22 protein-coding genes and 1 tRNA gene are annotated in these 25,728 nt (G+C 70.7%); 9 read left to right on the plus strand and 14 right to left on the minus strand.

Annotation, left to right across the window (positions count from 1 at the left end):
• Positions 1 to 86 precede the first annotated feature (86 nt).
• Complete coding sequence (gene cysC, locus ACQP0P_RS42335; RefSeq protein WP_433367208.1) at positions 87 to 1,316, plus strand: adenylyl-sulfate kinase; 1,230 nt, start codon at positions 87 to 89, stop codon at positions 1,314 to 1,316.
• A gap of 36 nt (positions 1,317 to 1,352) precedes the next feature.
• On the opposite strand, the gene ACQP0P_RS42340 is transcribed toward cysC, so the two are convergent.
• On the minus strand, positions 1,353 to 2,546 hold the full coding sequence (locus ACQP0P_RS42340; RefSeq protein WP_433367211.1) for a glycoside hydrolase family 26 protein: 1,194 nt from the start codon (positions 2,544 to 2,546) through the stop codon (positions 1,353 to 1,355).
• A 311-nt stretch (positions 2,547 to 2,857) separates the two neighbouring features.
• Here ACQP0P_RS42340 and ACQP0P_RS42345 point away from each other — a divergent pair, with 311 nt between their 5' ends.
• From ACQP0P_RS42345 to ACQP0P_RS42370, 6 genes are all read left to right on the plus strand, one after another.
• Entirely contained in the window at positions 2,858 to 4,078 is a 1,221-nt protein-coding gene (locus tag ACQP0P_RS42345) for a YveK family protein (protein WP_433367214.1), read from the plus strand.
• A complete protein-coding gene (locus ACQP0P_RS42350) occupies positions 4,075 to 5,367 on the plus strand; it encodes a hypothetical protein (protein ID WP_433367217.1) in 1,293 nt (430 codons plus the stop codon). The genes ACQP0P_RS42345 and ACQP0P_RS42350 overlap by 4 nt, the downstream gene beginning before the upstream one ends.
• Positions 5,364 to 6,338, plus strand: coding sequence for a hypothetical protein (locus tag ACQP0P_RS42355; RefSeq protein WP_433367220.1), 975 nt, complete (start codon positions 5,364 to 5,366; stop codon positions 6,336 to 6,338). The genes ACQP0P_RS42350 and ACQP0P_RS42355 overlap by 4 nt, the downstream gene beginning before the upstream one ends.
• Before the next feature lie 79 nt (positions 6,339 to 6,417).
• Complete coding sequence (locus ACQP0P_RS42360) at positions 6,418 to 7,275, plus strand: sulfotransferase (RefSeq protein ID WP_433367223.1); 858 nt, start codon at positions 6,418 to 6,420, stop codon at positions 7,273 to 7,275.
• The gene (locus tag ACQP0P_RS42365; RefSeq protein WP_433367226.1) at positions 7,263 to 8,561 is read left to right on the plus strand and encodes a lipopolysaccharide biosynthesis protein; all 1,299 of its coding nucleotides are present in this window, start codon (positions 7,263 to 7,265) and stop codon (positions 8,559 to 8,561) included. The genes ACQP0P_RS42360 and ACQP0P_RS42365 overlap by 13 nt, the downstream gene beginning before the upstream one ends.
• Positions 8,546 to 9,472 carry a sulfotransferase gene (locus ACQP0P_RS42370; protein ID WP_433367228.1) on the plus strand — a complete coding sequence of 309 codons (927 nt, stop codon included), beginning with the start codon at positions 8,546 to 8,548 and terminating at the stop codon, positions 9,470 to 9,472. The genes ACQP0P_RS42365 and ACQP0P_RS42370 overlap by 16 nt, the downstream gene beginning before the upstream one ends.
• Before the next feature lie 14 nt (positions 9,473 to 9,486).
• On the opposite strand, the gene ACQP0P_RS42375 is transcribed toward ACQP0P_RS42370, so the two are convergent.
• The 8 genes from ACQP0P_RS42375 to ACQP0P_RS42410 all read right to left on the minus strand — a co-directional run bounded on the left by ACQP0P_RS42375 (position 9,487) and on the right by ACQP0P_RS42410 (position 18,712).
• The gene (locus ACQP0P_RS42375; protein WP_433367231.1) at positions 9,487 to 10,743 is read right to left on the minus strand and encodes a WecB/TagA/CpsF family glycosyltransferase; all 1,257 of its coding nucleotides are present in this window, start codon (positions 10,741 to 10,743) and stop codon (positions 9,487 to 9,489) included.
• A 26-nt stretch (positions 10,744 to 10,769) separates the two neighbouring features.
• A complete protein-coding gene (locus ACQP0P_RS42380) occupies positions 10,770 to 11,711 on the minus strand; it encodes a glycosyltransferase family 2 protein (RefSeq protein WP_399529957.1) in 942 nt (313 codons plus the stop codon).
• A 91-nt stretch (positions 11,712 to 11,802) separates the two neighbouring features.
• The gene (iscB, locus tag ACQP0P_RS42385) at positions 11,803 to 12,771 is read right to left on the minus strand and encodes an RNA-guided endonuclease IscB (RefSeq protein WP_433367234.1); all 969 of its coding nucleotides are present in this window, start codon (positions 12,769 to 12,771) and stop codon (positions 11,803 to 11,805) included.
• 276 nt (positions 12,772 to 13,047) lie between these two features.
• Entirely contained in the window at positions 13,048 to 14,034 is a 987-nt protein-coding gene (locus ACQP0P_RS42390; RefSeq protein WP_433367237.1) for a sulfotransferase, read from the minus strand.
• Positions 14,035 to 14,283: 249 nt separating this feature from the next.
• Complete coding sequence (cysN, locus tag ACQP0P_RS42395; RefSeq protein WP_433367239.1) at positions 14,284 to 15,546, minus strand: sulfate adenylyltransferase subunit CysN; 1,263 nt, start codon at positions 15,544 to 15,546, stop codon at positions 14,284 to 14,286.
• 79 nt (positions 15,547 to 15,625) lie between these two features.
• Complete coding sequence (cysD, locus tag ACQP0P_RS42400) at positions 15,626 to 16,540, minus strand: sulfate adenylyltransferase subunit CysD (protein WP_433367242.1); 915 nt, start codon at positions 16,538 to 16,540, stop codon at positions 15,626 to 15,628.
• A gap of 19 nt (positions 16,541 to 16,559) precedes the next feature.
• Positions 16,560 to 17,327, minus strand: coding sequence for a 3'(2'),5'-bisphosphate nucleotidase CysQ (locus ACQP0P_RS42405; RefSeq protein ID WP_433367245.1), 768 nt, complete (start codon positions 17,325 to 17,327; stop codon positions 16,560 to 16,562).
• Positions 17,327 to 18,712, minus strand: coding sequence for a sugar transferase (locus ACQP0P_RS42410; protein WP_433382383.1), 1,386 nt, complete (start codon positions 18,710 to 18,712; stop codon positions 17,327 to 17,329). Before ACQP0P_RS42410 ends, ACQP0P_RS42405 begins: the two co-directional genes overlap by 1 nt.
• 210 nt (positions 18,713 to 18,922) lie before the next feature.
• On the opposite strand from ACQP0P_RS42410, the gene ACQP0P_RS42415 reads away from it, so the two are divergent.
• Positions 18,923 to 19,450, plus strand: a complete 528-nt coding sequence (locus ACQP0P_RS42415) for a 3'-5' exoribonuclease domain-containing protein (RefSeq protein ID WP_433367248.1) — start codon at positions 18,923 to 18,925, stop codon at positions 19,448 to 19,450.
• Positions 19,451 to 19,931: 481 nt separating this feature from the next.
• Here ACQP0P_RS42415 and pth read toward each other — a convergent pair whose 3' ends face one another.
• The 5 genes from pth to ACQP0P_RS42440 all read right to left on the minus strand — a co-directional run bounded on the left by pth (position 19,932) and on the right by ACQP0P_RS42440 (position 24,359).
• Entirely contained in the window at positions 19,932 to 20,537 is a 606-nt protein-coding gene (gene pth / locus ACQP0P_RS42420) for an aminoacyl-tRNA hydrolase (protein WP_433367251.1), read from the minus strand.
• Between the two features lie 64 nt (positions 20,538 to 20,601).
• A complete protein-coding gene (locus ACQP0P_RS42425; RefSeq protein ID WP_433367254.1) occupies positions 20,602 to 21,216 on the minus strand; it encodes a 50S ribosomal protein L25/general stress protein Ctc in 615 nt (204 codons plus the stop codon).
• Between the two features lie 402 nt (positions 21,217 to 21,618).
• On the minus strand, positions 21,619 to 22,596 hold the full coding sequence (locus ACQP0P_RS42430; protein WP_433367256.1) for a ribose-phosphate diphosphokinase: 978 nt from the start codon (positions 22,594 to 22,596) through the stop codon (positions 21,619 to 21,621).
• A 73-nt stretch (positions 22,597 to 22,669) separates the two neighbouring features.
• Positions 22,670 to 24,121: a bifunctional UDP-N-acetylglucosamine diphosphorylase/glucosamine-1-phosphate N-acetyltransferase GlmU gene (glmU, locus tag ACQP0P_RS42435; RefSeq protein WP_433367259.1), complete on the minus strand. Its 1,452-nt coding sequence runs from the start codon at positions 24,119 to 24,121 to the stop codon at positions 22,670 to 22,672.
• A gap of 166 nt (positions 24,122 to 24,287) precedes the next feature.
• Positions 24,288 to 24,359, minus strand: a tRNA-Gln gene (locus ACQP0P_RS42440).
• 312 nt (positions 24,360 to 24,671) lie between these two features.
• Between ACQP0P_RS42440 and ACQP0P_RS42445 the strand changes: the two genes are divergently transcribed.
• Entirely contained in the window at positions 24,672 to 25,613 is a 942-nt protein-coding gene (locus tag ACQP0P_RS42445; protein ID WP_433367261.1) for an acyl-CoA desaturase, read from the plus strand.
• Positions 25,614 to 25,728: the final 115 nt, after the last annotated feature.

Raw genomic sequence — 25,728 nt, forward strand, 5'->3', positions numbered from 1 at the left:
GTGGAGCCGGGGTCACCGGACGGGGCGCCCATCCTGAGCAGGCGGGACCGGAAAGTCCGACGATCGGGATTGTGGAGCGGGAGCAGATGACGGCGCCTTTCGAGTGGACCCCCGACGCCCGCGAGCTGGCCGACCTCGAACTGCTGCTCTCCGGCGCCCTCAGCCCGCTGACGGGCTTTCTGAGCTCGGCCGACGCGCACTCCGTGGACGAGCACGGCACGCTTGCCGACGGCACGCCCTGGCCCGCGCCGGTCACCCTCACGCTGCCCGACGACCACCCCGCCGCCCCCGGCGACCGGATCACCCTGCGCGACCCCGAGGGTGCGGCACTGGCCGTGCTGACCGTCACCGGGCGTGAGGACGGCTTCGTCGCCGGCCCCGTGGAGGCCCTGGACGCCCCCGAGCACGGGCCGTTCGCCCGGCTCCGCCACACCCCGGCGCGGGTCCGCAAGGAGGTGGGCGAGCAGGAGGCGGTCCTGGCCGTCACCATGCGCGGGCCGCTGAGCGACCTCGGCGAGATCGTGGCGACCGCGCAGGAGCTGAAGGCGTCGATCCTGCTTCTCCCGCTGGCGTACGGCGAGGGTGGGCCCGCGGTGGTCCGTGCCGCGCTCAAGGCCCGTGACGGGCTGCCGGAGAGCACGCTCGTGGCGGTGGTGCCGCTGGCGCCCAGGGAACCCGCCATCGATCTGGAACTGCGCGAGCGCGTGGCCGAGGCCTACGGCGCGACCGAGCACCTGGCGGGTCCGGACCCCGTGACGATCCCCGGGCCCCCGCACCGGCGGGGGCTGGTGATCTTCTTCACCGGCCTGTCGGGCTCCGGCAAGTCGACCGTCGCCCGGGGGCTGCGCGACGCGCTGCTTGAGCGTGGCAGCCGCACGGTGACCTACCTCGACGGCGACGTGGTGCGCCACCTGCTGTCGGCGGGTCTGACCTTCTCCAAGGAGGACCGCGACCTCAACATCCGCCGCATCGGCTTCGTCGCCGCCGAGGTCGCCAGGCACGGCGGCCTGGCGATCTGCGCACCCATAGCGCCCTACGCCGCCACCCGCGAGGAGGTGCGCGCGATGGTCGAGGCCGTCGGCGCCGACTTCCTGCTGGTCCACGTCTCCACCCCGCTGGCGGAGTGCGAGCGCCGCGACCGCAAGGGGCTCTACGCCAAGGCCCGCGCGGGGCTCATTCCCGAGTTCACCGGCATCTCCGATCCGTACGAGGAGCCGGACGACGCCGATCTGGAGATCGACACCACGGGCATCAGCGTGGACCGGGCCGTGCACCAGGTGCTCGACCCGCTGATCCAGGGCGGCTGGATCCGCTGACGGATCCCGGTCCCGTGGCCCGCGCCGACGTCAGGATCAGTCCGCGGGGACGGTGGCGTCGAGGTGCGGGTCGCGGGCGAGTTCGGCGAAGCTCCGCCGGCCGCCGGGGGTGGTGTCGAAGCGGGTGTCGCCCCGGGGGGCGCGTGGCGAGTCGAAGTAGACCAGGGCTTTGATCCGCGGATAGTCGCGGATCTCCTCGCGTACCGAGGCGAAGAACCACTCCTTGAACCCGGGCCGGTCGTGGCGCTCGAAGACGCCCCACTCGGCGAGCATGACGGGCTTTCCCGGGAAGCGCTCACTCATCCAGCGGTAGAACCCCGGCCACCGGGGGAAATCGGGCCGGGTCTTGTTGACCAGCCCGTCGAAGCTGTGGACCCGGTGGTCGACGTAGGGGTCCATCCCCACCCAGTCGACCACGTCGTCACCGGGGTAGAGCCTCTCGAACCAGGGCTCCGACGCCCAGTTGGGCGCCCCCATGTAGGTCATCACGGTGACGGCGTTGGTCACGCCCCCGTGCCGCAGGCGCCGCACCACGTGCCGGAACATCGCCGCGTAGTCGGCCGCGGACATTCCCGCGCCGCGGGCCTCCCTGACGTCGTTCTCCGGCTCGTGGTGGACCGTGAGGAAGAACTTCTCCGGGAAGGTCCTCACGATGTGGGCGGCCAGCCGGTCGATCCGCTCGTCCAGCGCCCCGTGCGCGATCTGCTCCCAGGTGTGGTCCAGGGAGGGCTTCCAGTTGATCAGCAGGAGCCTGCGGCCGTCGGGATCGCGGGCGATGGCGCGCTCCGCGGGGGTCGGGAAGAGCTCGTCCCCCCGGTGGTAGACGTGCATGATGTCGGCCGGGCGGCCCATCCGCCGCTCGGCTCCGGCCAGTGCCCGCTCGGGACGCCTCCCGGTGAAGATCTCCGGCGCGACGCCCCACCAGGCGCCACAGGAGGGGACGAGCCTTCCGGTGACCTCGCAGGCGGCCCGTGGCCGCTCGCCCGTCGGGCCCGGTACCCGCGCGGGCGTCCGAGGCTCCCGGGACGCACCGGGACTCTCCGCTCCCGGCGAGGTGCCCGGTGAGGTGCCCGGCGCGCCCGGCATGTCCGGCGCCTGCCGGGCACCCGCGGCGTCGGAGGTCTTCGAGGCGCTGGAGGTCTGGCCGCGCCCGCTCAGCCCCGCTATGCCCAGTCCGAGAGTGCCCAGTCCCAGCGCCAGGACGACAGCCGAACCGGCAATTCTTACCATACGCGGAATTATGTCCATAGTGGCATTTGTCCGATGCACCGGTTCCTCACAGCCGTCGCGCACACGCATTCTTCGACCATCACCGGGAAACACCTTCCCACCGCCTGGACGTGCCTCGTCCCCGACTTTACCGGTCCATGCCGAAGCCTCGGAGCAACCGACGGGAAATGTCGGATAAATAGCTGTTATCTCACCGTGATTAGCGGGATCGACGCGAAGAAAATCTTGTGTATTGGTTCGGGGGAATGGGCAGCCGACCTATAGTTCCTAGGGTTCCCAGCGCCTGTTCGCCGGAGAGGCACACGCGAAACATGAGCCCGTCACCGGACGCCCCCGGCCGCCGCGCAGGTGGAGACCTGGCGGACTACGCGTCGCTCCTCCGCCGCCGATGGCTGATCATCTGTTCCCTGCTCCTCACCGGAGCCGGTGGCGGCGCCGCCCTGCTACGGCTCACCCCGCCCTCCTACACCGCCTCCGCTCAGGTCCTGGTGACCGCCACCGGTTCGCCGGAACAGACCAACCAGGTCACCAACCGCCAGCGCGAACCCCTCAATCTCGACACCGAGGCCCAGGTCGCCCGGTCCGCGGTGGTCGCGGCGAAGGCCCGCGAGCTGTCCGGCGCTCCCGGCTGTCCCGCCGTGGTCTCCGTGCCGCCCAACACCTCGGTCCTGGAGATCTCCTGCACCGCCGCCGACCCGAAGACGGCCGCCTCGGGCGCGAGCGCCTACGCCCTCGCCTACCTGGCCCAGCGCCGGGAGTCGTCCACCCAGATGCTCACGGCCCAGCTCAAGGCCGTGCTGGTCAAGCTGAGGCAGGTCAACGCGGGCCTCGCCAAGGTCGCCACCACGCTTCCCCTGCTGAGCAGGGGCACCACGGAGCGAGCCCTCGCCCTCCAGCGGCAGGACATCCTCGGCCGCCAGGCCCAAACCCTCACCGCCAGGTACGACGCCCTCAAGACCATCGCCGTCACTCCCGGATCGGTGATCAGCAAGGCGGTGGCACCCACCGCCCCCAGCGCTCCCCGCCCGCCCCTCTACCTGGGCGGCGGCCTCATGGCGGGACTGCTCTGCGGGGTCGGGGTCGCCTGGCTCCGTGACCGCCTCGACACCGCCCTGCGGACCACCGCCGACATCAGGCGTCTGACCGGTCTGGACGCCCTCGGCGGCGAGGAGATCCGCGGCCTGGCGGGCGCGGTGCTCGTGGTCGCCGTGCCGGGCACCTCCTCTCGCGAGGTGAGGGATGCCGTACGGACCCTGAACGACCGCGGAGTCCGCGTGATCGGCGCCTTCGTCGGCGGCGGTGACGCCGCCCCAGCCGATCTCCCGTCCGGCCCCGCGCGGACCCCGCACATCTCGTCCGCGGCACAGCCCGGCGCTGCGCGCCCCAGGAGAGCCGAACGGCCCCTCGCGGGCCTGGCGGGCGGTGACCGGGCCGCACCGGACTCCCCGGACGCCGGGGGCGTGCCCGGGGCGTTCGGGAACGTTCCATCCGGGCGGCAGGCCACGGCCGGGCGGAGGGGACATCGGCTGTGAGGAGGCTGCGTCCGGCCGCCTGGCCGATCGCCGCGCTCCTGGTGGGATATCCACTCTGGTGGGCGCTCGGTTTCGGTGGCCTGTCGGTGGTCGTGGTGGCCCCGGCGATGGCCCTGATCCTGCTGCGGAGGCGGCCGATCAGGGCGCCGCGCGGGTTCGGGCTCTGGCTGCTGCTCCTGGCGGGCTATCTGATCAGCGCGCTGATGCTCGGCGAGATGCCGCCGGGCACCTACGGCGAGTTCGGCGCCGGGCGGCTCGTCGGCTACCTGATGCGCCTCTGCCTCTACCTGTCACTGACGATCATGGTGCTCTACCTCGGCAACCTGACGGAGGAGGAGCTGCCCCAGCTCACCCTGGTGCGCATGCTCGGCGCACTGTTCGTCACAACCGTGGCGGGCGGCCTGCTGGGCGTGTTCGCCCCGCGCGCCGAGTTCACCTCACCGGTCGAGCTGATCCTCCCCGGCTGGATCAGCGGAAACCCCTTCGTCCACAACCTGATCCATCCCACCGCCGCCCAGGTGCAGAAGGTCCTCGGCCACGCCTCCCCCCGCCCGGAGGCGCCTTTCGAGTGGGCCAACGCCTGGGGCGGCAACATCTCGGTGCTGCTCGTCTGGTTCGTGATCGGCTGGTGGGTGTACGGCGGCCCGTGCAGGCGCCTGGCCATGATCCCGCTGACCGCGCTGGCCGCGATCCCCGTCGTCTACTCGCTCAACCGCGGCCTGTGGATCGGGCTCGGCGTCGCCGCCGCGTACGTCCTGGTGCGCCTGGGCACGCGGGCCCGCATCGCGGCCTGCTCGGCTCTGGCCGCGGGGGCGCTGGTGTTCGCCCTCAGCCCGCTGCAGGCGATGGTGGCCCAGCGGCTGGACAGCCCGCACAGCAACGACATCCGCGCCTTCACCGTGTCGGCGACCGTCGCCGCCGCGGGCACCTCACCGCTCATCGGCTACGGCAACACCAGAAACGCCATGGGCAACCACCGGACGATCACCACCGGCAGGAGCGGCTGGTGTCCCACCTGCGGCCACCCGCCGCTGGGGAGCGACGGCCAGCTCTGGTACCTGATGATCACGCAGGGCTTCACCGGGGCCGTGCTCTACGTGGCGTTCTTCGCCGGGGCCGTCCGCCGCCACTGGCGCGACCGGAGCCCGATCGGCATGGCGGGGGTGCTCGTGATGATCCTCACCCTGCTCTACATGTTCGTCTACGACGGGCTGTTCACACCGCTCAGCCTGTATCTGATCTCCTTCGCGCTGCTCTGGAGGAACTCGATGGAGAGCACCGCCGCATGAACGACGCGCGCGCCCGTCTGCGCTACCTCGACGAGACCATCGACCTGCTGTTCCCCGGTCCCGGCGCCCCGAGACCCTACACCCTGCTCCCCCACCGGCTGCTCCCCCGCAGGCTGGTCCCCCGCGCCTGGTGGCACCCCGGCGGGAGGCTCATCGTGCCGTCTGGGCAGGACGGCATCGAGAACCACCTGAGCGAGGTGTTCGACACCCCCGTCCGCGTCACACTGCGCGTGCGCCCCGCCCTGCGCGCCAACCGCAAGCCGATCCTGGAGGCGCGCGGCCCCGACGGGCCGATCGCCTTCGTGAAGGTCGGCGACACCGACCTGACCAGGGAGCTCGTCGCACACGAGGCACGGACGCTCGACCTGCTCGCCGGCGTGCCGCTGAAGACGGTCGTCCCGCCCGCCGTGCTGCACCACGGATCCTGGCGCGGCCTGTCCGTGCTGGCGCTGACCCCGCTCCCGGTACGGCGGGGACGGATCCCCTGCGGCGTCCTCACCGACGCGATCACCGAGATCGCCCGCATCCCCGTGGAGCCGGTCCCGGTCCCGGCAGATCGTGCCCTCGCAGTCTCCACTCAGGCTGCCGGGACAGTGCCGATCTCCGGGCGGGGGTTCGCCTGGCACGGTGACCTGACGCCCTGGAACATCTCGCGGGGCCCCGACGGGCGGTTGCTGGTCTGGGACTGGGAGCGGTTCGGCACCGGAGTACCGCTCGGCTTCGACGCCGTCCACCACTTCTTCCAACGGGCCCTGCGCCGCGACGATCCGGCCACCGCCGCCAGGGCCTGTGTGGCGCGGGCCCTGCGGGTCCTGGCCCCGTTCGGGCTGTCGGCCTCCGAATCCCGGCTGACCGCCATCCGCTACCTGATCGCGCTCGCCGACCGGCACACGGCCGACGGCCACGCGCCCCTCGGCCCACCGGAACTCTGGCTCAACCCCGTCGTCGACTCCCAGGAGAGCCTGCTGTGAAACCCGCGCTGAGCCGTTCGCTCCAGGTGGCCACGGGGGGCGCCCGGATCGACCACGCCGACCACCAGGGGACCCTCCCATGAGACCCGTGCTGAAGCGCTCACTCCACGCGGCCACGTGGGGCATGGGACGCCTCACCTCGGGGAGCCGGGTGCTGCCCTCCTTCCTCATCATCGGGGCGCAGCGCTGCGGCACCACCTCCCTGTACCGCGCCCTGTCCCAGCACCCGCTCGTCCTCAAACCGGTGCTGCGCAAGGGCGTGCACTACTTCGACATGGCGTACGACCGGGGCCTGTCCTGGTACCGGGCGCACTTTCCGCTGCGGATGTCGGCCTCCGTGCTGGCACGCAGGTACGGTTGCCGGCCCCAGTCCTTCGAGTCGTCGCCCTACTACCTGTTCCATCCCCTGGCCGGCCCCCGTATCGCCCGCGACCTGCCGGGTACCAGGCTGATCGTGCTGGTCCGCGACCCCGTCGAGCGGGCCTTCTCCGCGCACGCCCACGAACTGGCCAGGGGGTTCGAGACGGAGCCGTCCTTCGCCAGGGCCGTGGAGCTGGAGGAGGACCGCCTGACCGGAGCGGCGCAGGCCCTGCGCGACTCGCCGCACTCGACGAACCTGGCCCACCGCCACCACGCCTACCTGGCCAGGGGCCGCTACGCCGAGCAGCTCGCCCGGCTGGAGCCACTGGTCGGCAGGGATCGCCTGCTCGTCATCGACAGCGGCCGGTTCTTCGCCGAACCGGAGCTCGTCTACGACCGCGTGCTGGCCTTCCTCGGGCTGCCGCACCTCGGTGATCCGGTGTTCGAACGGCACAACGCCAGGACCAGACCCGCTCCGATGCCCCGCAGGCTCCGCCGCGAGCTGGCCGGCCGCTTCGAGGAGCAGGACACCCTGCTGACCTCGTGGCTGGGCGGGGAGCCGTCGTGGCGCCGCTGAGCCCCACCCGTCTGGCGGGTCTGACCGGGGCCGCGCGGAGCGGGGTGGCGGGGCTGCTGGGCGCGGGTGCCGGGGCCGCCGCTCAGTTCCTGACCGTCGTACTGGTCACCAGGGGGGTGGGCCAGGAGACGGCGGGTGTCTTCTTCTCGGCGACCGCCCTGTGCCTGGCGGTCGCCACGGTCCTGCGGCTGGACGCGGGGAACGGGCTCGTCCACTTCATCGCCAGGTCCCGTCCTTTCGACTACCGCTGCACCTCCGGCTACGTCCGCGCGGCGCTCGTCCCGGTCGCGTCACTCTCGCTGGCGGCCGCCTGTGCGGTCATCCTCAGTACCTCCGACCCCGTGCTGCGGGTGCTGGCGATGGCCCTGCCCGCGGTGACGTGCTCGGGCGTCATGGTGAGCGCGACCCGGGGGTTCGGCTCGATGCGGCCGACCGTGCTGCTGGACGGCGTGCTCCAGCCGCTGGCCCAGCTCGCCCTGGTCGGGACCGTGGTGCTCGCGGGCCGCGATTCGGTGCCGCTGCTCGCCGCGGCCTGGGCACTGCCGTACCTGCCGGTGCTGCTGCTGGCCTCGGCCTGGTTGCACCGGCGGCTGCCTCGGACGCCCTACCTGCCGGGCACCGCGCACGACCTGTGGCGCCACACCTGGCCCCGATCGCTGGCGGCCGGGATCCAGGCGGTGTTCCAGCGGCTGGACATCGTGGTCGTGGCGTTGCTGGCCGGGCCGGCCGAGGCCGCCGTCTACACCGCCGCCACCCGTTTCAAGGTCGTGGGACAGCTGGCCGGCCAGGGCCTGGCGCAGGCCACCCAACCGAGGCTGGTGCGGGCCCTGGCCGAAGGCGACCTGCCACGTGCCCGGGAGCTGTACCAGTCGGCCACCGTCTGGCTGGCCCTGCTGACCTGGCCGGTCTGGCTCGGGTACGCGGCGCTCGCTCCGTGGCTGCTCGGAGCCGTCTTCGGGGACGGCTACGCCTCCGGGGCACCGGTGGCGATCGTGCTGGCCGCGACGATGACGCTCGCCACCGCGTGCGGGATGGCCGACGTGGTGCTGACCGCCGCCGGGCACACCGGCGCCAGCCTGGCCAACCTGGCCGCCGCCGTCGCCACGACCGTGCTGCTTGACCTGCTGCTGATCCCCTCCCTGGGCTCGCTCGGCGCCGCCCTCGGCTGGGCGGGGGGCACGGTGGTCAAGAACCTGCTGCCGCTCTGGCATATCCACCGCCGGTACGGCCTGCGGCCCTTCGGCGCGCACAGCCTGGCCGCCCTGAGCCCGTGGCGGGCATCCTGATGGGCACCGCACCCCCCGTACTGGTCACCGGACTGCCCAGGACCGGGACGAGCTGGACGGGCAGGATGCTCACGGCGAGCCGGGAACTGGTCTACGTCAACGAACCGCTCAACCCCGAGCACCCGCCTGGCGGCTCCCCGGGCGTCCTCGACTCCGTGGTCGGCCACCGCTTCCAGTACATCTGCACCGGCAACGAGCGGCTCTGGCTGCCCGCCTTCACCCGCACCGTCGCGCTGCGCTACGGGTTCCGGGCCGAACTGCGCCGCAACCGCTCGCCGTACGACCTGGCACGGATGGTCCGGTACGGCACCGCGTTCACGCTGGGGCGGCTGGGCGGCCGCCGGGCGCTGCTTGACGACCCGTTCGCGCTGTTCTCCGCCGGATGGTTCGCCGACCGGCTCGGCTGCCGGGTGATCATCCTGCTCCGCGACCCGGTGGCTTTCGTCGGTAGCTGGCAGCGGCTCGGCTGGACCGTCTACTTCCACGAGCTACTCGAACAGCCACTGCTGATGCGCGACCAACCCCACCTGGAGGCGCTGCGCCCGCTGGTCGGCTCCCAGGACCGCATCGCCAAGGCGGTGGCCCTGTGGCGGGCGGCCGGGATCACCGCCGCCGACCTGGCCGAGCGGCATCCTCAGATAACCCTGGCCCGCTACGAGGACCTGGCCCGCGACCCGCTGACGGAGTTTCGCCGCCTGTACGGGTGGGCGGGCCTGACGTGGTCGGCCCGCGCCGAGGAGCGCGTCCGCCGCGCGTGCACCGCCGCGTCCGGCGCGGGCAGCGGCGGCTTCGCCTGGAGCGGCCTGTCCCGCACGGCCTACCGGCCGATGGACTCGCGCCGCGCCCTCGCCGAGGCCGACGCCAGGCTGAGCCCGCAGGAGGCCCTCCGGGTCAGGGAGCTGGCCTCCTGACGGACGACGGTCTCTCAGGAGAAGAGCCCGCGCAGCAGGGAGACCGCGAGAAGCCTGAGAGCGTACGGCAGGTCGTCGACCAGGTAGCGGCGAGCCAGCCTGCCAGGCTCCCGGATCAGCCGGAAGAGCCACTCCAGGCCACCTCTGCGCATCCACGCCGGAGCCCGCCGGACGGTGCCCGCGGCGAAGGCGATCGCCGAGCCACAGCCGACGAACCAGGTGCCCGGCAGGTCCCGGCGGAGCGAGGCGATGAGCCGCTCCTGCTTGGGGAAGCCGAGCCCGACGAAGACCAGCCGGGGTGCCGCGGCGATCACGGCGTCGCGTACCCGGGCATAGCTCTCCGGATCGTCCTCGAACCCGTACGGCGGGGCGTCGACTCCGGCGATCATCAGTTTCGGGTGACGGCCCACCAGCTCGCAGGCCGCCTGCACGGCCGCGCCCGCGGGGCCGCCCAGCAGGTACACGGGATGGCGGTAGAAGGCGGCGGCCTCCGACAGGGACCAGATCAGGTCGGCACCGGCGACCCGGCCGGGCAGGGGGGTGCCGAGCAGTCTCGCCGCCCACACCAACGGCATGCCGTCCGCCACCGCGAGGTCGGCGCCTTCGACGAACCCGCGGGCCCGCTCGTCACGGGCGACGATCCGGCTGATGTCGATGTTCGGGGTGACGAGGTGGCCGCCCTCACCGCGTTTCAGCGCGGCGACCACGTGGTCGACCACCTCGCCCTCGGTCATCGGGTCGATCGCGACGCCCGCCACCCGCACGCGCCTGCGCAGGCGTCTGCGGGTGGCCTTGTCCGGCCGGGGCCGCCGGCGGGGGGCGACCTGCACCGCCCCCCGCCTGGCGGCCGGCGTCCCGGCCCGCCCGGCGACGGCGGGCAGGCCGGGCACCGGACCGTACCCGGTGGTCGCGGACCGGTGGTCGGTGACGGGCGGGATCGACATCACGGCGTGAACGGCCTTGCCCGTCGTGGCCGGGGCGATCTGCGGGTTGTGGCGAGATGGCGCCAAAGGATGCCCGGTGACCTGCCCCATCATGGTGGGAACCACCGGCAGGTCGTAGCGGGCGGTCGCGCGCGGACGATCGGCGGCCCGCCCCACCTCCGACGGAGCGACGAGCAGATCGTGGCGAGCGATCATTGACGGGCGTTCGGCGCCCCGCCCCGGCAGGGGCGGGGCGACCTGCGAGCCGTGGCGCGCGAGCACCGGCAGGCGTTCGACGGCCTGACCGGCCGAGGGCGGGGCGACCTGCGGGCCGTAGCGGACCGTCACGCGCGGACGCTCGGTGATGGGCGCCATCAGATGCCGTGCCCTCGGTGGTGCAGGACGCTGAGCAGGGTCCGCGCGGGGACCAGGCCGGCCGCCACCGCGAGCGCGATGGGTGCCCGGGGCTCGCCGTGGCGGGCGGTGAACGCCCGCCAGGCCCAGCGGCCCGCCTCCCGCCGCTGGCCGAGGGCCGCATGGTGGAAGGCGAGCTGACCGTAGACCCGCGCCGCGCCGCGCGGATCCACGGCCAGATCAGGGTGCCGGGCGAGCATCCACTGCAGCCCGGCGATCCGGTCGGCCCAGCGGGCCACGTACGAGGAGCCCCCCCAGCGCACCCGGACCAGAGGCCGGTCGACGTGCACGATGGGGTGCTGGGCGGCGGCGCGCAGCGCCAGGTCCCAGTCCTCGTTCTGGCCCTTGGGGGCGCTCTCGTCCACCCAGAGCCCGCCGCGCCGGAACACGAACGTCGAGGAGTGCACCATCACCATGCGCGAGCGCACCAGATGGCGGTAGGTGACACGGCTGGTCCCCGCCAGGCGGGGAATGCGGCGCGAGCCGTACTCGACCTCGATGGCGCAACTGGAGAAGCGCGCGTCCGGCTCCGCCTCCAGCGCGGCGACCTGGGCGGCGACCTTGCCGGGCAGCCACTGGTCGTCATCGTCGCAGAAGGCGACAAGATCGGTGCCGAGGGCCGCGATGCCGGTGTTGCGGGCGCCGGGCAGGCCCGGGGTGAGCCGGTTGGCCATCACCCGCACCCCGCGCGAGGGCGCCCCACGCCGGCCGGGGGTCAGTGCCCTGCTGGCCAGGAGGTCGGCCACCTGGTCGGCGACCCAGGCCGGATCTCCGCCGTCCACGACCACCACCACCTCGACGGGGCCGGAATGGTCCTGGCCGAGCACCGCGAGCGTGGCCGCGCGCAGCTGGTCGGGCCGGTGTCCCCGGGTGGGGATGACGACACCCACCGATGTGTTCACCAGAACCTCCCGAGGATGCCCCGGCCCTCAGGCCGGGCAGGAATCGGGAGCGGGAGGGCCGTCAAGGCCCGAGCGTGCCCTGACCGGTCAGTCATGTCGATCGGCTTCTTTCCGAGTCGTGTAGCCGTAGCCGTCCGCGCGTTGAAGGTGACGGACATGCCGGTGGTTGATTCCGGCGACGCGACCGTGCCGGGTGGTGATGTCGAACGAGCCACCGGAGCGGAGCCTTCGCCTGCCGGAGGATCCTCGCCGGCAGGGCTGGCCTGCCCTTGAGGAATTCCTCGATCGGGGTGGCGTTCTTGGTCTGGTTGCAGCCGATGCAGGCCAGGGTGAGGTTGCTGATCCGGTCCGAGCCGCCCCGGGAACGCGGGTGGATGTGGTCGAGGTTGAGCGGTACGCCGCTCGCGCCGCAGTACGCGCACGCCCGGCCCCACTTGGCCAGCAGGTATTCGCGGACCTCGTACCCGGCCAGGGTGCCCTGCTGATACTCAACGCCTTCCAACGGCTTGCCCGCCGAGAGGGCGTGGGTGTCGAAGGAGACCTTCTCCACGTGCACGGCGGTCACGGGCGCCCACCGGGTCAGCCGCGCCACCCAGGACATGGTGGTGTCGACGCGGTGTCGCAGCGACGGCGCGAGCCACCCTTTCGGCTTGGTGCGGTTGAGAAACCGTGGCGCGCGGTAACGCAGGTTCGCGCTACGGCGTCGCCGTCGATACCGCGAGCGGGCGGTGAGCCTGTCGCGGATCAGTGCGCCTCGGTGGTCGAGCTGGATCGCATACCTTCCCCCCCGGTTCACGCCGCTTAAGCCGCACGGGGTGAACACGGCCAGGCCGGTGTGCTTGGAGCCGGGGTCGATACCGACCTGCACGCCTTCAACGGTCGAGGTCGCCGCGTCGCGGTCCTTAAGACGGATGACGAACGGGGTATGGCGGTGAACCACCGCCCGCCCGGCCGCCAGCAGGCGGCGGGCGCGAGCGGGGTGACAGGGGTCGAGCGGGTGGCCGTGGGCGTCCAGGACGAACACGGCCAGGTGAACCTCACGGCTCGCTCCCTCAGACACCGAAGCGCCCTCGGGGTGACGCCGGTGCGGCGGTGCGGCCGGACCGGTCTCCCCTCGCCCAGGTCGAACACCAGGTACCGCCTGGCGGCGGTGTCCGTGAGCCGTTTCGTGCCCACCCTCGGGCGTGTCTGCTCCCACGGATTCCAGAGCGGCAGGCTGAGGAAGCACCTGCCGGTGGGTCTGCGATCTCGTGTTCAACGTAGCCATCACAACGCACCTCCTTGAGCTGATGGCCAGGGCTGGTCAACGCGGGGCTTCAAAGCGCATCGCTGCGCCTCAAGCCCCCTCCTTCAGGAGGGGGTCGTTGACGAGTCTCCTGTGATAGCCGTACTTGATCATGAGCGGCCAGGTCAGCGCGGTAACCAGGCGCAGCTGCCGGGACCCCGCGGCGGCACACCAGCTGTCGTCCCTGGTCAGCTCGGTGCGGCCGACCGTGAAGCGGATGGGGTTGCCCGAGGCGGTGTGCGCCGTCGAGAGCTCCGCCCAGCTGCCCGAGAGGAAGTCGAGGCGGCAGGGGAGGCCGATCCCGGCGACCAGGCGCCTGAGCGTGTCGGCGGGGGCGCCGAGCAGGTCCTCATAGCGGACCCGGGTGACCGGGACGCCCCTGCGGGCGAGGAGTCCGAGGCTGAGGTTCTCACTCAGCCAGTGCAGCGAGGTACGGGAGGGTGACCAGTGGGTCATCGGACGCCCGTCCTCTGGACGCTCGACCCGCCTGCGCCAGGAGTGCGCGACCGCGCGGGGGTCGCGGACCACGTGCACGACGTGGACGTCGACCCCGGCCGCCGCCAGGCAGAAGGCCAGCGAGGCGTGCTTGCTTGAGTCGATCACGACCGGGCAGTCGGCGACCTCCCCCGCCGCGTCGTACAGATCGCGGTGGACGGCGACATACTCGTCCAGCTCGGCGGTGCCGGGCGTCGGCCACCTGCCGTTGCCCGCCCGCTCCTCGGCCAGCAGCCTGGCCAGGGTCGGGATGCGCCGGGTGCGGTCGACGCGGGCCCTGAGCGCGATCATCCGGTGGGCCAGGTCCGCGGACCAGCCCCCGAACGCACGCATCCCGACCTTGTCCCAGAAGGGGCACACCCCGAAGGGCTCGCCGCATCCGCAGGCCTCGTCCGCGAGCACGCTCCTGGCCCAGAGGTGGACGACCTCGCCGAGCGGCACGATGCCGGGGACCTCCCCGAGCAGGCGCTCCAGCAGCGTGGTCCCGCTGCGGCCGAGGCCGCCCAGGAAAACCACCCGAGCAGGTGACGGACTATCAGACACAGGCACGAATCCTTACCCGACGGATACGGAACGTGCCGAGGCTAGCGCGGAGCGTAACGGAGAGGTCAGAGAACGGACAAAGGATCTACCCAGCGGGTTCGGCGGCGTCCGTCTCCTGAACGGAGTGCTCCCGAAGCCCCGGCGCCGTGGACGGCCCGGGAACGGCGAACCGCCCGCGGCCCGAGCCTGGCCCTCCCCGTTGTACCGGGGGGAGAGGCTTGGGCTGCGGGCGCGGGCGGCGGGATGGGACTACTTGGCGTCGACGATCATGCCGGCGCCGACCGTGTTGTTGGTGGCCTCGTCCACCAGGATGAAGCCACCGGTGAGGCGGTTGCGGGCGTAGTCGTCCACGAACAGGGGCTGGGTGACGCGGAGCGAGACGCGTCCGATCTCGTTGAGGCCGAGCGAGGAGGCGGCCTCGTCCCGGTGCAGGGTGTTGACGTCCAGCCGGTAGTGCAGGTCCTTGACCAGGGCACGGGCCGTACGGGTGGTGTGCTTGATGGTCAGCTTGGCGCGCGGGGCCAGCTTGCTGGAATCCGCCATCCAGCAGATCATCGCCTCCAGTTCCTGGGAGACGTGCGGCTGGTTGTTCGGGCGGCAGATCATGTCGCCGCGCGAGATGTCGATGTCGTCCTCCAGCCGGAGGGTCACCGACATCGGCGCGAACGCCTCGTCGACCGGCCCGTCGAAGGTGTCGATCGACGAGATGCGCGTGGCCAGGCCCGAGGGCAGGTGCATGACCTCGTCCCCCGGCTTCAGCACGCCTCCGGCGATCTGGCCGGCGTAGCCCCGGTAGTCATGGAAGGCCGGGTCGGTGGCCCGCTGCGGGCGGATGACGTACTGCACGGGGAAGCGCACGTCGACCAGGTTGCGGTCGGAGGCGATGTGCACGTTCTCCAGGTGGTGCAGGAGCGAGGACCCGTTGTACCAGGGGGTGTTCTCCGAGCGTGACACCACGTTGTCACCGTGCAGCGCGGAGATCGGGATGAACGTCAGGTCCGGCGCGTTCAGCTTGGAGGCGAAGGCGGTGAACTCCTCGCGGATCTCCTCGAACCGCTCCTGCGCGTAGTCGACCAGGTCCATCTTGTTGACGGCCAGGACCAGGTGCGGCACCCGCAGCAGCGTGGTGAGGAAGGCGTGCCGCCGTGACTGCTCCAGCACGCCCTTGCGCGCGTCGATCAGGACGATCGCCAGGTCGGCGGTGGAGGCACCGGTGACCATGTTGCGGGTGTACTGGATGTGCCCGGGGGTGTCGGCGATGATGAACTTGCGCTTGGGAGTGGCGAAGTAGCGGTAGGCCACGTCGATGGTGATGCCCTGCTCCCGCTCGGCCCGCAGGCCGTCGGTGAGAAGCGACAGGTCGGTGTACTCGGTGCCACGGTCCCGGGAGGTGCGCTCGACGGCCTCCAACTGGTCCTCGAAGATCGCCTTGGAGTCGAAGAGCAGCCGTCCGATGAGCGTCGACTTTCCGTCGTCGACGCTTCCCGCCGTGGCAAAGCGAAGGATGTCCATCAGAGGTGCTCTCCAGAGGTCGTACGGCGTGCGGCGCGGGACCGCGCGGGAAGAAGGGAGACGGGAGGGTGGGTGAGCACTAGAAGTAGCCCTCCCGCTTGCGATCCTCCATGGATGCCTCGGAGGCGCGGTCGTCGGCGCGGGTGGCGCCGCGCTCGGTGATCCGGCTCACGGCGATCTCCTCGATGATCGCCTCAACCGTCACGGCACCCGACTGGACCGCGCCGGTGCAGGTCACGTCGCCGACCGTGCGGTAGCGGACCGTCATCTCCTGGAGCGGCTCGTCCTCGTCGCGGGTGATGAACTCGCTGTCGGCCAGCAGCATGCCGTCGCGCTCGAACACCTTGCGGGTGTGGGCGTAGTAGATCGAGGGGATCTCGATGCCTTCGCGCCGGATGTAGTCCCAGATGTCGAGCTCGGTCCAGTTGGACAGCGGGAACACCCGGATGTGCTCGCCCTTGCGGATCCTGGCGTTGTAGAGGTTCCACAGCTCGGGACGCTGATTCTTGGGGTCCCACTGGCCGAAGTCGTCACGGAAGGAGAACACCCGCTCCTTGGCGCGGGCCTTCTCCTCGTCACGGCGGGCGCCGCCGAACACGGCGTCGTACTCGTTCTCCTCGATCGCGTCCAGCAGCGTCGTGGTCTGCAGCCGGTTGCGCGAGGCCCTGCGGCCGGTCTCCTCGACGACGCGCCCGGCGTCGATGGAGTCCTGGACGCTGGCGACGACCAGGCGCGCGCCCAGCTGCGCGGCGCGGCGGTCACGGAACTCGATGACCTCTGTGAAGTTGTGGCCGGTGTCGACGTGCATCAGTGGAAAGGGAATCGGCGCGGGCCAGAACGCCTTCTCCGCGATGCGGAGCATGACGATGGAGTCCTTACCACCGGAGAAGAGCAGACAGGGACGCTCGAACTCGGCCGCGACCTCACGCATGATGTGGATGGCCTCTGCCTCGAGGACGTCGAGCTGCGACGTGGTGTAGTCGCGCTGAAGCATCAAACTCTCCTAGCGGGGATTAGCGGTGCAGATCCCGGATTCCAGCGAGCAACATCGGCGCCAGTCCCGGTAGGGATACAAGGATATCCGGCAATGAGGGGTCGGGCTGGTTGTAGGCCAGCTGCGAGCCGTCGATGCGGCTGGCGTGGGCCCCCGCGGCGAGGGCCACCGCGACGGGCGCGGCGGAGTCCCACTCGTACTGGCCCCCGGCGTGCACGTAGGCCTCGACCGCTCCGGTGAGCACCGCGGAGATCTTGGCGCCCGCCGACCCGATCGGTACCAGGTCCGCGCCGACGAGAGCGGCCAGTTTCTGGACGAACTCCGGCGGGCGGGTCCTGCTGACCGCGATCCGCGGCCTGGCGTCCGCCTCGGGGGCGGTCCGCACCGGAGGTTCGACGGTGGAGAGCGTACGGCCCTGGGCCGGTAGCGCGACGGCTCCGGCCGTCAGCGTGCCACGCTCCCAGAGCGCCACATGGACCGCCCAGTCCTCGCGGCCCTCCTCGGCGAACTCTCGGGTGCCGTCCAGCGGGTCGACGATCCAGACCCGCTCGGCGCGGAGCCTGCGCGGGTCGAGACGCTCCTCGCTGGTCGCCTCCTCGGACAGCACGCTGTCGTCCGGGCGCAGCCGTGCCAGGGCCTCCATCAGGAACAGGTGGGAGGCGATGTCACCCTCCTTGCGCAGCTCGGAAGGGTTGCCGAAACCCCGCTCCGCGCGCAGAGCCGCCAGCTTCTCGCCGGCCGTCGTCGCCAACTCCGCGGCGAGTGTGTGATCGTCGCGAACGGTCATCAGTATGCTCCAGCTCCTCGCGCGACAGCCGACCAGGTCTTCCACAGGATCTGCAGGTCCAGCATGAGGGACCAGCTCTCCACGTAACGCAGGTCCAACCGTACCGATTCCTCCCAGGACAGGTCAGAGCGACCGCTCACCTGCCACAGACCGGTCATGCCCGGCTTGACCAGTAACCGGCGGCGGACATCGTCACCGTACCCGGCCACCTCCTCCGGTAGTGGCGGCCGAGGGCCCACCAGGGACATGTGTCCCAGCAGCACGTTGATCAGCTGGGGCAGCTCGTCCAGCGAGTGGCGGCGCAGCCAGGCACCCAGCGGGGTCACCCTCGGATCATTCTTGATCTTGAAGAGCGGACCCTGTCCGTCACTGGACAAGGTGATCTTCCGGCGCTCGGCGTCGGCGCGCATCGTCCGGAACTTGTAGATCGTGAACTCGGCGCCGTCGCGGCCCACCCTCGTCTGCCGGAAGAACGCCGGTCCGGGCCCGGAGGCCCGTACGGCCGCCGCCACTCCCACCAGCAGCGGGAGCAGCACCGCCAGCAGCACTCCGGCGCCGATGCGGTCGAACAGGTTCTTGACCACCTGGCGCAGGCCGGAGATCTCGGGGTGGTCCACGTGCAGCAGCGGCAGCCCCGCCGCCGGACGGATGGTGATCCGCGGCCCGGCCACCTCCATCAGCGCGGGGGCCACGACCAGGTCCGTGTCGGTCTTCTCCAGCCGCCAGGCCAGTCGCCGCAGCGCCACCCCGTCCATCTCCGGGCAGGCGAGCACGGCCACGGTGTCGGCATGGACCTGCCCGACCGCGAGCGCGACGTCGGAGAAGTCGCCGAGAAGCGGCACGCCCTCCACGTCGCCCATCCCGTCACGCGGTGCGCAGGCCCCGACGACCTCCATGCCGTGGTAGCGCTCCCGGCGGAACCTGCGGACCAACTCGGTGATCGCCACCCGGTGGCCCACCGCCACCACCCGTCGCATGCACCTGCCCCGGGCCCGCCTGCGGTGCAGGGAGCGGCGCAGCCCGTACCGCGCCAGGAGGGTGAGCAGCGTCGTCAGCGGGAGCGCCAGCACCACGTAGCCGCGGGCCACATCGGTCTTGGTGAGGTAGGCACCGACGGCGAGGGCGGCGGTGAGCATGAAGCCGCACTGGAGAATCCGCTGGAACTCCTCCGAGCCCAGGCCGATGAGCCGAGGCTCGTAGGCGCGGTTCAGCGCGACCACACAGACCCAGACGGCGGGCAGCGCGGCGCTCAGCATGACGTACGGGAAAACGTAGGCGGTAACCTCGCCGAATCGAACGAGCAGCGCGAGGGCTCCGGCCAGGGCGGCGCAGATGGTGTCGGCGGCGAGGGCCATCGCGCGGTGCCCCCGCACCCAGTCCGGCATGTGACGGCGCGAGGCCGGCACGACTCCGGATCCGGCTCCGGATACGGCCTGGACTGCGGTCACGTCGCGCACGCGCTCCCCCTGCGTAACCGTTCACGGACAGACAGTTACGTAATGGTAGCGGCGACAAGAGAGGCCCGAAGGTTGAAGACCGAAACGTACATATCTGTGGATGTCGAGGCCGATGGCCCCATTCCGGGACCGTATTCGATGGTCAGCCTTGGTATGGCGGTGGCCGGGCGGATGACCGGAAAGGTCTTTGAACCGGTCGATCCGCAGATCCGTACGTTCTACGCGGAGCTGCGGCCGATCAGCGACGACCATGTGCCCGAGGCGCTCGCCGTGAGCGGGCTTGACCGGGAGACACTGATCCGCGAGGGCCGCGACCCGGCCGAGGCGATGCGGGAGGCCGCCGCGTGGATCCGCGACGCGTGCGGGAACAGCACACCGGTGCTGGCGGCCTACCCGCTCTCCTACGACTGGATGTGGATTTATTGGTACTTCATGCGATTCGCCGGCGCCTCACCGTTCGGACACTCGCGCTGCATCGACATGAAGACGCTGTACGCGGCCAAGGCGGGGGTGCCGATCGGCTGGGCGACCAAGCGGCAGATGCCCAGGCACCTGCTCTCCCAGCGGCCGCACACGCACAACGCCCTGGACGACGCCATCGAGCAGGCCGAACTCCTGCAGAACCTGATGGCCCTGACCCCGCCCCCGGCCCAAGAAGCCCCGTGAGGACGTGCCCGTGCCCCGCCCCTGAGGGACGACCCGTGAGGCCGCGCCGGGGACTGGACTGAGGAGTGAAGGAGCGAAGCGGATGAACGACGAGGGAAGGAGCCGGGTCCCAGCGGCCGAACCGCGACGCGCAGCGTCGCCGACAACCCGTGAGGCCGCGCCGGGGACTGGACTGAGGAGTGAAGGAGCGAAGCGGATGAACGACGAGGGAAGGAGCCGGGTCCCAGCGGCCGAACCGCGACGCGCAGCGTCGCCGACAACCCGTGAGGCCGCGCCGGGGACTGGACTGAGGAGTGAAGGAGCGAAGCGGATGAACGACGAGGGAAGGAGCCGGGTCCCAGCGGCCGAACCGCGACGCGCAGCGTCGCCGACAACCCGTGAGGCCGCGCCGGGGACTGGACTGAGGAGTGAAGGAGCGAAGCGGATGAACGACGAGGGAAGGAGCCGGGTCCCAGCGGCCGAACCGCGACGCGCAGCGTCGCTAGCGAGGAGGTCCTGAAACGTTCAGGTCGCCGGCGTGGAAGGTGTTCTGGGTCGGCTCCAGGCCGACCCTGATCAGCGACTCCACCACGTCGGCCGCGCGGTCGACCAGGAACCCGAGATCCTTGCGCTCGGCGGTGGCGAAGTCACGCAGGACATAGCTCGCGGCGTCCATCCGGCCCGGCGGGCGGCCGATGCCGAATCGCACCCGCAGGTAGTCCTTGGTCGCCAGCGACTTGGTGATCGACTTCAGCCCGTTGTGACCGTTGTCACCGCCGCCCAGCTTGGCCCTCAGCGCGCCGTACGGGATGTCCAGCTCGTCGTGGACCACGATCACCCGGGCCGGGTCGACCTTGTAGAAGTCGGCCAGGGCCTTGACCGGTCCACCGGACAGGTTCATGAAGGACAGCGGCTTGGCCAGCACCGCGGGGACACCCGCCAGGCGGCCCTCCAGCACCTCCGAGCGCGACCTGTGCGCCTTGAACCGCCCACCGGCACGCGCGGCCAACTCGTCCAGGACCATGAACCCCGCGTTGTGCCGGTTTCCTACGTACTCCGGCCCGGGGTTTCCCAGGCCCACGACCAACCAGCGGTCCACGATCGGCATCCCCTTCATACGCGCGTCAGGGCGGCCCGGGACCGGGCCGCCCTGACAGATCTAGCAGAGAAAACTACTCGGCGCTCTCGGCACCCTCGGCGGCCGCGCCCTCGGCCGGAGCAGCCTCGGCGGCCTCGCCCTCGACCGCCGGCTCGGCGACCGGGGCCGCGGAGATGATCAGGACCAGCGCCTCAGGGTCGGCGGCGAGGGTCGTGCCCTTGGGCAGCTTCAGGTCGGCGGCGGTGATCTGGGTGCCGACCTCCAGGCCCTCGACGTCGACCTCGACGCCCTCGGGGATGTGGGTGGCCTCGGTCTCGACCGAGACGGAGACGAGCTGCTGGTCGAGGATGCCGTCGGCGACCTCGCCGGTCACGACGACGGGAATGTCGACGGTGACCTTCTCGCCGCGCCTGACGAGCAGGAGGTCGACGTGCTCCAGGAAGCCCTTGAGCGGGTCGCGCTGAACACCCTTGGGCAGCGCGAGCTCGTCGACCGCACCCTTGAGGCGGATCAGCACGTTCGGCGTACGCAGGGCGAGCAGCAGCTCGTGACCCGGCAGGGACAGGTGCCTCGGCTCGGAGCCGTGTCCGTAAAGGACGACGGGCACCTTGTCCTCGCGACGGATCTTGCGGGCGGCGCCCTTACCGAACTTGTCGCGGAGCTCGGTGGCGATTACCACTTCGGACATGGCTGATCTCCTAGGGATCTCGAGAATCGGAAGTTGCGTTCCCCCTCACCCGCCCTAGCGGAAGGCGTTACAAACGCAACCTGACAAGCCTACCGTGTTAACTGCGACGCTAACGCGTCGCGGTTCGGCCGCTCAAACCCGGCTCCTTCCCTCGTCGACCGGGGCCGCTCGTACCTCGCGAGTTGCCGGCGCGGCCTCACGGTCCCGCTCTCCCTCAGTCCAGTCGCCGGCGCGGCCTCACGGGGAGTCCCTCAGGGACGGAGCACGGGCACGTCCCCAGGATGTTTCTGGGGACCTCACGCGGATCGTCCCTCGGGGACGGGGCACGGGCACGTTCCCAGGGTGGGTGGACGGCGCGTCCCCGAGGGGGAAGGTGATGTTCGGCGGGGAGGTGACGAGTAACTAACTGTCGCCTTCGAAGAGGCTGGTCACCGAACCGTCGCTGAAGACCTCGTTAATGGCCCGGGCGATCAGCGGAGCGATCGACAGGACCGTGAGCTTGTCGAACCTCTTGTCCTCGGGGAGCGGCAACGTGTTGGTGACGATGACCTCGGAGACCCTGGCGTTCTTCAGCCGGTCGACCGCGGGGTCGGAGAAGACCGCGTGGGTGGCCGCCACGATCACGTTGGTGGCGCCCTGCTCGTAGAGGGCGTCGGCCGCCTTGCAGATCGTGCCCGCGGTGTCGATCATGTCGTCGATCAGCACACAGGTCCGGCCCTTCACCCGGCCGACGACCTCGCTCACCTTCACCTGGTTGGCCACGTCGAGGTCGCGGCGCTTGTGGATGAAGGCCAGCGGGGTGCCCAGCGTGTCGGCCCAGCGCTCCGAGAGCCGCACCCGCCCGGTGTCGGGTGAGACGATCGTGGTCGTGCCCAGGTCGAGCTTGTCCTTGAGGTAGTTGACCAGGACGGGCATGGCGAACAGGTGGTCCACCGGGCCGTCGAAGAAGCCCTGGATCTGGGAGGTGTGCAGGTCGATCGACATCAGCCGGTCGGCGCCGGCCGTCTTGAACATGTCGGCCATCAGGCGGGCGGTGATGGGCTCGCGGCCCCGGCCCTTCTTGTCCTGGCGGGCGTAGCCGTAGAACGGCATGATCACGGTGATCCGCTTGGCGGAGGCGCGCTTGAGCGCGTCCACCATGATCAACTGCTCCATGATCCACTGGTTGATCGGCCCGGTGTGGCTCTGCATGACGAACGCGTCACAGCCACGGACCGACTCCTGGTAGCGGGCGTAGATCTCCCCGTTGGCGAAGTCGCGCAGCGTGGTCGGTGCCGCGTCGACCCCGAGGTGACTCGCCACCTCGTCCGCCAGCTCCGGATGCGCCCGCCCGGAGAAGAACATCAGGTTCTTCTCGCCGGTCTTCTTGATGCCGCTCATGCCGTCCCCCTCGCCGGAGAGCACATCGATGTCCGTGCGACGCCGCGCCCATCGGGCCGCTCGCTCCGCTCACTCACTTCTGGCTCCCCTGCTGTTTCCCCGGCTCGGCGGCCTTCAGCGCCGCCTGAGCCGATCTGGTGCCCGCGCGCCTGCGCACGACCCACCCTTCGATATTGCGTTGCCGTCCGCGGGCCACCCCGATGCTCCCTGCCGGGACATCTCCGTCGATGACCGAACCCGCGGCCGTATATGCGCCGTCGCCGATGTTGACCGGCGCGACGAGCATGGTGTCGCATCCGACGAAGGCGTGCTCGCCCACCGTCGTGTGATGCTTGTTGACCCCGTCATAGTTGACGAAGATCGCCGAGGCGCCGATGTTGGCGCCGGCGCCGATCGTCGCGTCACCCACATAGCTCAGGTGCGGCACCTTCGCACCCTCTCCGACCTGGGCGTTCTTCATCTCGACGTACGTTCCGGCCTTGGCCTTGCGCGCCAGCACGGTGCCTGGGCGCAAATAGGCGTACGGCCCGACCAGGGCCTCGGGGCCGATCACGGCCTCGGTGCAGACGGCGTTGCGCACCAGCGCCCCCGCACCGACGACGGTGTCGGTCAGCGTGCTGGCGGGACCGACCTCGGCGCCCTCGGCGACCGCCGTACGGCCGTGCAGCTGGGTACCGGGGTGGATCACCACGTCCTGTTCGAGGGTGACGTCCACATCGATCCAGGTGCTGGCCGGGTCGACCACGGTCACCCCGGCCCGCATGTGCGTCTCCAGCAGGCGCGCGTTGAGAACCTGGCGGGCGAAGGCGAGCTGTACGCGGTCGTTGACACCCTCCACCTCCACGTAGTCGGCCGCGACGTGAGCGCCGACCCGGTGGCCGTCCTGGCGCAGGATCGCGAGGACGTCCGTGAGGTACTCCTCGCCCTGGGCGTTGGAGGTGGACACTCGCTTGACCGCGTCGGCCAGCAGGGACCCGTCGAAGGCGTAGACGCCGGAGTTCATCTCTTTGATCGCCCGCTGCGCGGGGTCGGCGTCCTTCTCCTCGACGATCTCCAGAACCGCCCCCGAGGCGTCGCGGATGATCCGGCCGTAGCCGTACGGGTCGGGAACCTCGGCCGTCAGCACGGTGACGGCGTTACCGTCCTCGCCGTGCCGTTCGAGCAGGGCCGCGAGGGTCTCGGAGCGCAGCAGCGGCGTGTCGCCATAGGTCACCAGGACGGTGCCGCCGATGGTGCCCACCGTCTCCAGGACGGTACGGACGGCGTGACCGGTGCCCTTCTGCTCGGTCTGGACGACGACCTGCGCGTCGGGGCCGGTGCCGGCCAGATGCGCCTGGACCCGCTCCCGTTCGTGGCCGATGACAACGATGAGCCGCTCGGGTTCGAGCCCTCTCGCGGCGGCGAGCATATGGTCGACCAGGGTACGGCCGCACAGTTCATGAAGGATCTTTGGTGTTCTCGACTTCATCCGGGTGCCCTCGCCTGCGGCAAGGACAATCACGGCGGCCGGGCGCGGCACACTCACGGACGAGGCTCCCTCGGCGTCGCGGCTGAGACATGACGGAGCACGATGACGGACATCCACCCCCAGGGCATGGCACCGTCACCTGCTCGACAACGTGAGGATACCTTCCCGTTCGGGAACCCACCCAGCCGACTAGCCGAGCCAATAAAGCAGACATAAGAGACGGCTCCGGCACCAGGACTCGAACCTGGACAACAAGGACCAAAACCTTGCGGGCTGCCAATTACCCAATGCCGGATCGACCAGACCGCAGGGATGACCCCCGTACGCCTGGCCCCCCTACGATACAGAGCCTGCGGTGTCGAACGCGCGCGGTTTGGAAGCCGTCGTGCTCGCGAAGTCGAGCCGCCCCGGCAATGAGCCTGGAGAACCCGTCGTTTGGCAGGTCAGACACGGGTAGAACAGATTACGAAGCCGCTACGGCGCCAGCCCCGGAGGGTCAGCTTCCACACACTTGGTGCTTAGGGATTCCTAACTTACGATGGCGTAGGTTACGGTGGCGTAGCCGCACGTGAATCCTTGCCTTTTCCGAACCACCGCGAGGTAGCGCATGACCGTCATCGAAGAACGCCCAGCTCCGGGCCCGAAACCCGACGTAGACCCAGAGCCGAAAACACTGCCCGAGATCATCACCTTCGGGGTGGTCGTCGGTGCCCCGCTGATCGCCCTGGCCGCGGCCATCCCGTTCGCCTGGGGCTGGGGGCTCGGCTGGTCCGACATCGTGATCGCGGTGGTCTTCTACGTGGTCACCGGGCTGGGTGTCACCGTCGGTCTGCACCGCCACTTCACGCACGGCTCGTTCAAGGCCAAGCGCCCGTTGAAGATCGCGCTGGGCATCGCGGGCAGCCTCTCGATGGAGATGTCGGTGCTCGACTGGGTGGCCACCCATCGCAAGCACCACAAGTTCTCCGACAAGGAGGGCGACCCGCACTCGCCGTGGCGCTTCGGCACCGGCTTCGTGGCCGTGTCCAAGGGCCTGCTCTGGGCGCACATGGGCTGGCTGTTCGAGGCCGATCGGGCCAACCGTGAGAAGTACGCCCCCGACCTGGTCAAGGACCCGGACATCATCAAGCTGCACAAGTTCTTCCCGGTCCTGGCGATCACCACGATAGTCATGCCCGCCCTGCTGGGCGGCCTGCTGACCTGGTCGTGGTGGGGCATGGCCACCGGTTTCTTCTGGGGCACCCTGGTCAGGGTCGGCCTGCTGCACCATGTGACCTGGTCGATCAACTCCATCTGCCACGTCTTCGGCGAGGAGGTCTTCGAATCACGCGACAAGTCCCGCAACGTGTGGTGGCTGGCCATCCCCTCCTTCGGCGAGTCCTGGCACAACCTGCACCACTCCGACCCCACCTGCGCCCGGCACGGCGCGCTGAAGGGGCAGATCGACCTCAGCGCCGGTGTCATCCGCTGGTTCGAGAAGGCCGGTTGGGCCTACGACGTCCGCTGGCCCACCCCCGAACGCCTGGCCGCCAAACGCATCGCCACCTGACCCCCACCTCTCCTTCCCTCCCCCCCGGGGACGCGTCCTCTCCCCCGGGGACGGTCCTCCCGAGGCCGTGCCGGTCACCCGCCTCGGAAAACATCCCGGGGACATGCCCCGTGCT

This window comes from Streptosporangium sp. CA-115845, from assembly GCF_050943795.1.
Lineage (GTDB): Bacteria > Actinomycetota > Actinomycetes > Streptosporangiales > Streptosporangiaceae > Streptosporangium.

Coding starts and splice junctions, on each gene's coding strand:
- cysC (WP_433367208.1), top strand. CDS start 87: ATGACGGCGCCTTTCGAGTGGACCCCCGACGCCCGCGAGCTGGCCGAC.
- ACQP0P_RS42340 (WP_433367211.1), bottom strand. CDS start 2,546: ATGGTAAGAATTGCCGGTTCGGCTGTCGTCCTGGCGCTGGGACTGGGC.
- ACQP0P_RS42345 (WP_433367214.1), top strand. CDS start 2,858: ATGAGCCCGTCACCGGACGCCCCCGGCCGCCGCGCAGGTGGAGACCTG.
- ACQP0P_RS42355 (WP_433367220.1), top strand. CDS start 5,364: ATGAACGACGCGCGCGCCCGTCTGCGCTACCTCGACGAGACCATCGAC.
- ACQP0P_RS42360 (WP_433367223.1), top strand. CDS start 6,418: ATGAGACCCGTGCTGAAGCGCTCACTCCACGCGGCCACGTGGGGCATG.
- cysN (WP_433367239.1), bottom strand. CDS start 15,546: ATGGACATCCTTCGCTTTGCCACGGCGGGAAGCGTCGACGACGGAAAG.
- cysD (WP_433367242.1), bottom strand. CDS start 16,540: ATGCTTCAGCGCGACTACACCACGTCGCAGCTCGACGTCCTCGAGGCA.
- ACQP0P_RS42405 (WP_433367245.1), bottom strand. CDS start 17,327: ATGACCGTTCGCGACGATCACACACTCGCCGCGGAGTTGGCGACGACG.
- ACQP0P_RS42410 (WP_433382383.1), bottom strand. CDS start 18,712: ATGCCGGACTGGGTGCGGGGGCACCGCGCGATGGCCCTCGCCGCCGAC.
- ACQP0P_RS42415 (WP_433367248.1), top strand. CDS start 18,923: ATGGTCAGCCTTGGTATGGCGGTGGCCGGGCGGATGACCGGAAAGGTC.
- pth (WP_433367251.1), bottom strand. CDS start 20,537: ATGCCGATCGTGGACCGCTGGTTGGTCGTGGGCCTGGGAAACCCCGGG.
- ACQP0P_RS42425 (WP_433367254.1), bottom strand. CDS start 21,216: ATGTCCGAAGTGGTAATCGCCACCGAGCTCCGCGACAAGTTCGGTAAG.
- ACQP0P_RS42430 (WP_433367256.1), bottom strand. CDS start 22,596: ATGAGCGGCATCAAGAAGACCGGCGAGAAGAACCTGATGTTCTTCTCC.
- ACQP0P_RS42445 (WP_433367261.1), top strand. CDS start 24,672: ATGACCGTCATCGAAGAACGCCCAGCTCCGGGCCCGAAACCCGACGTA.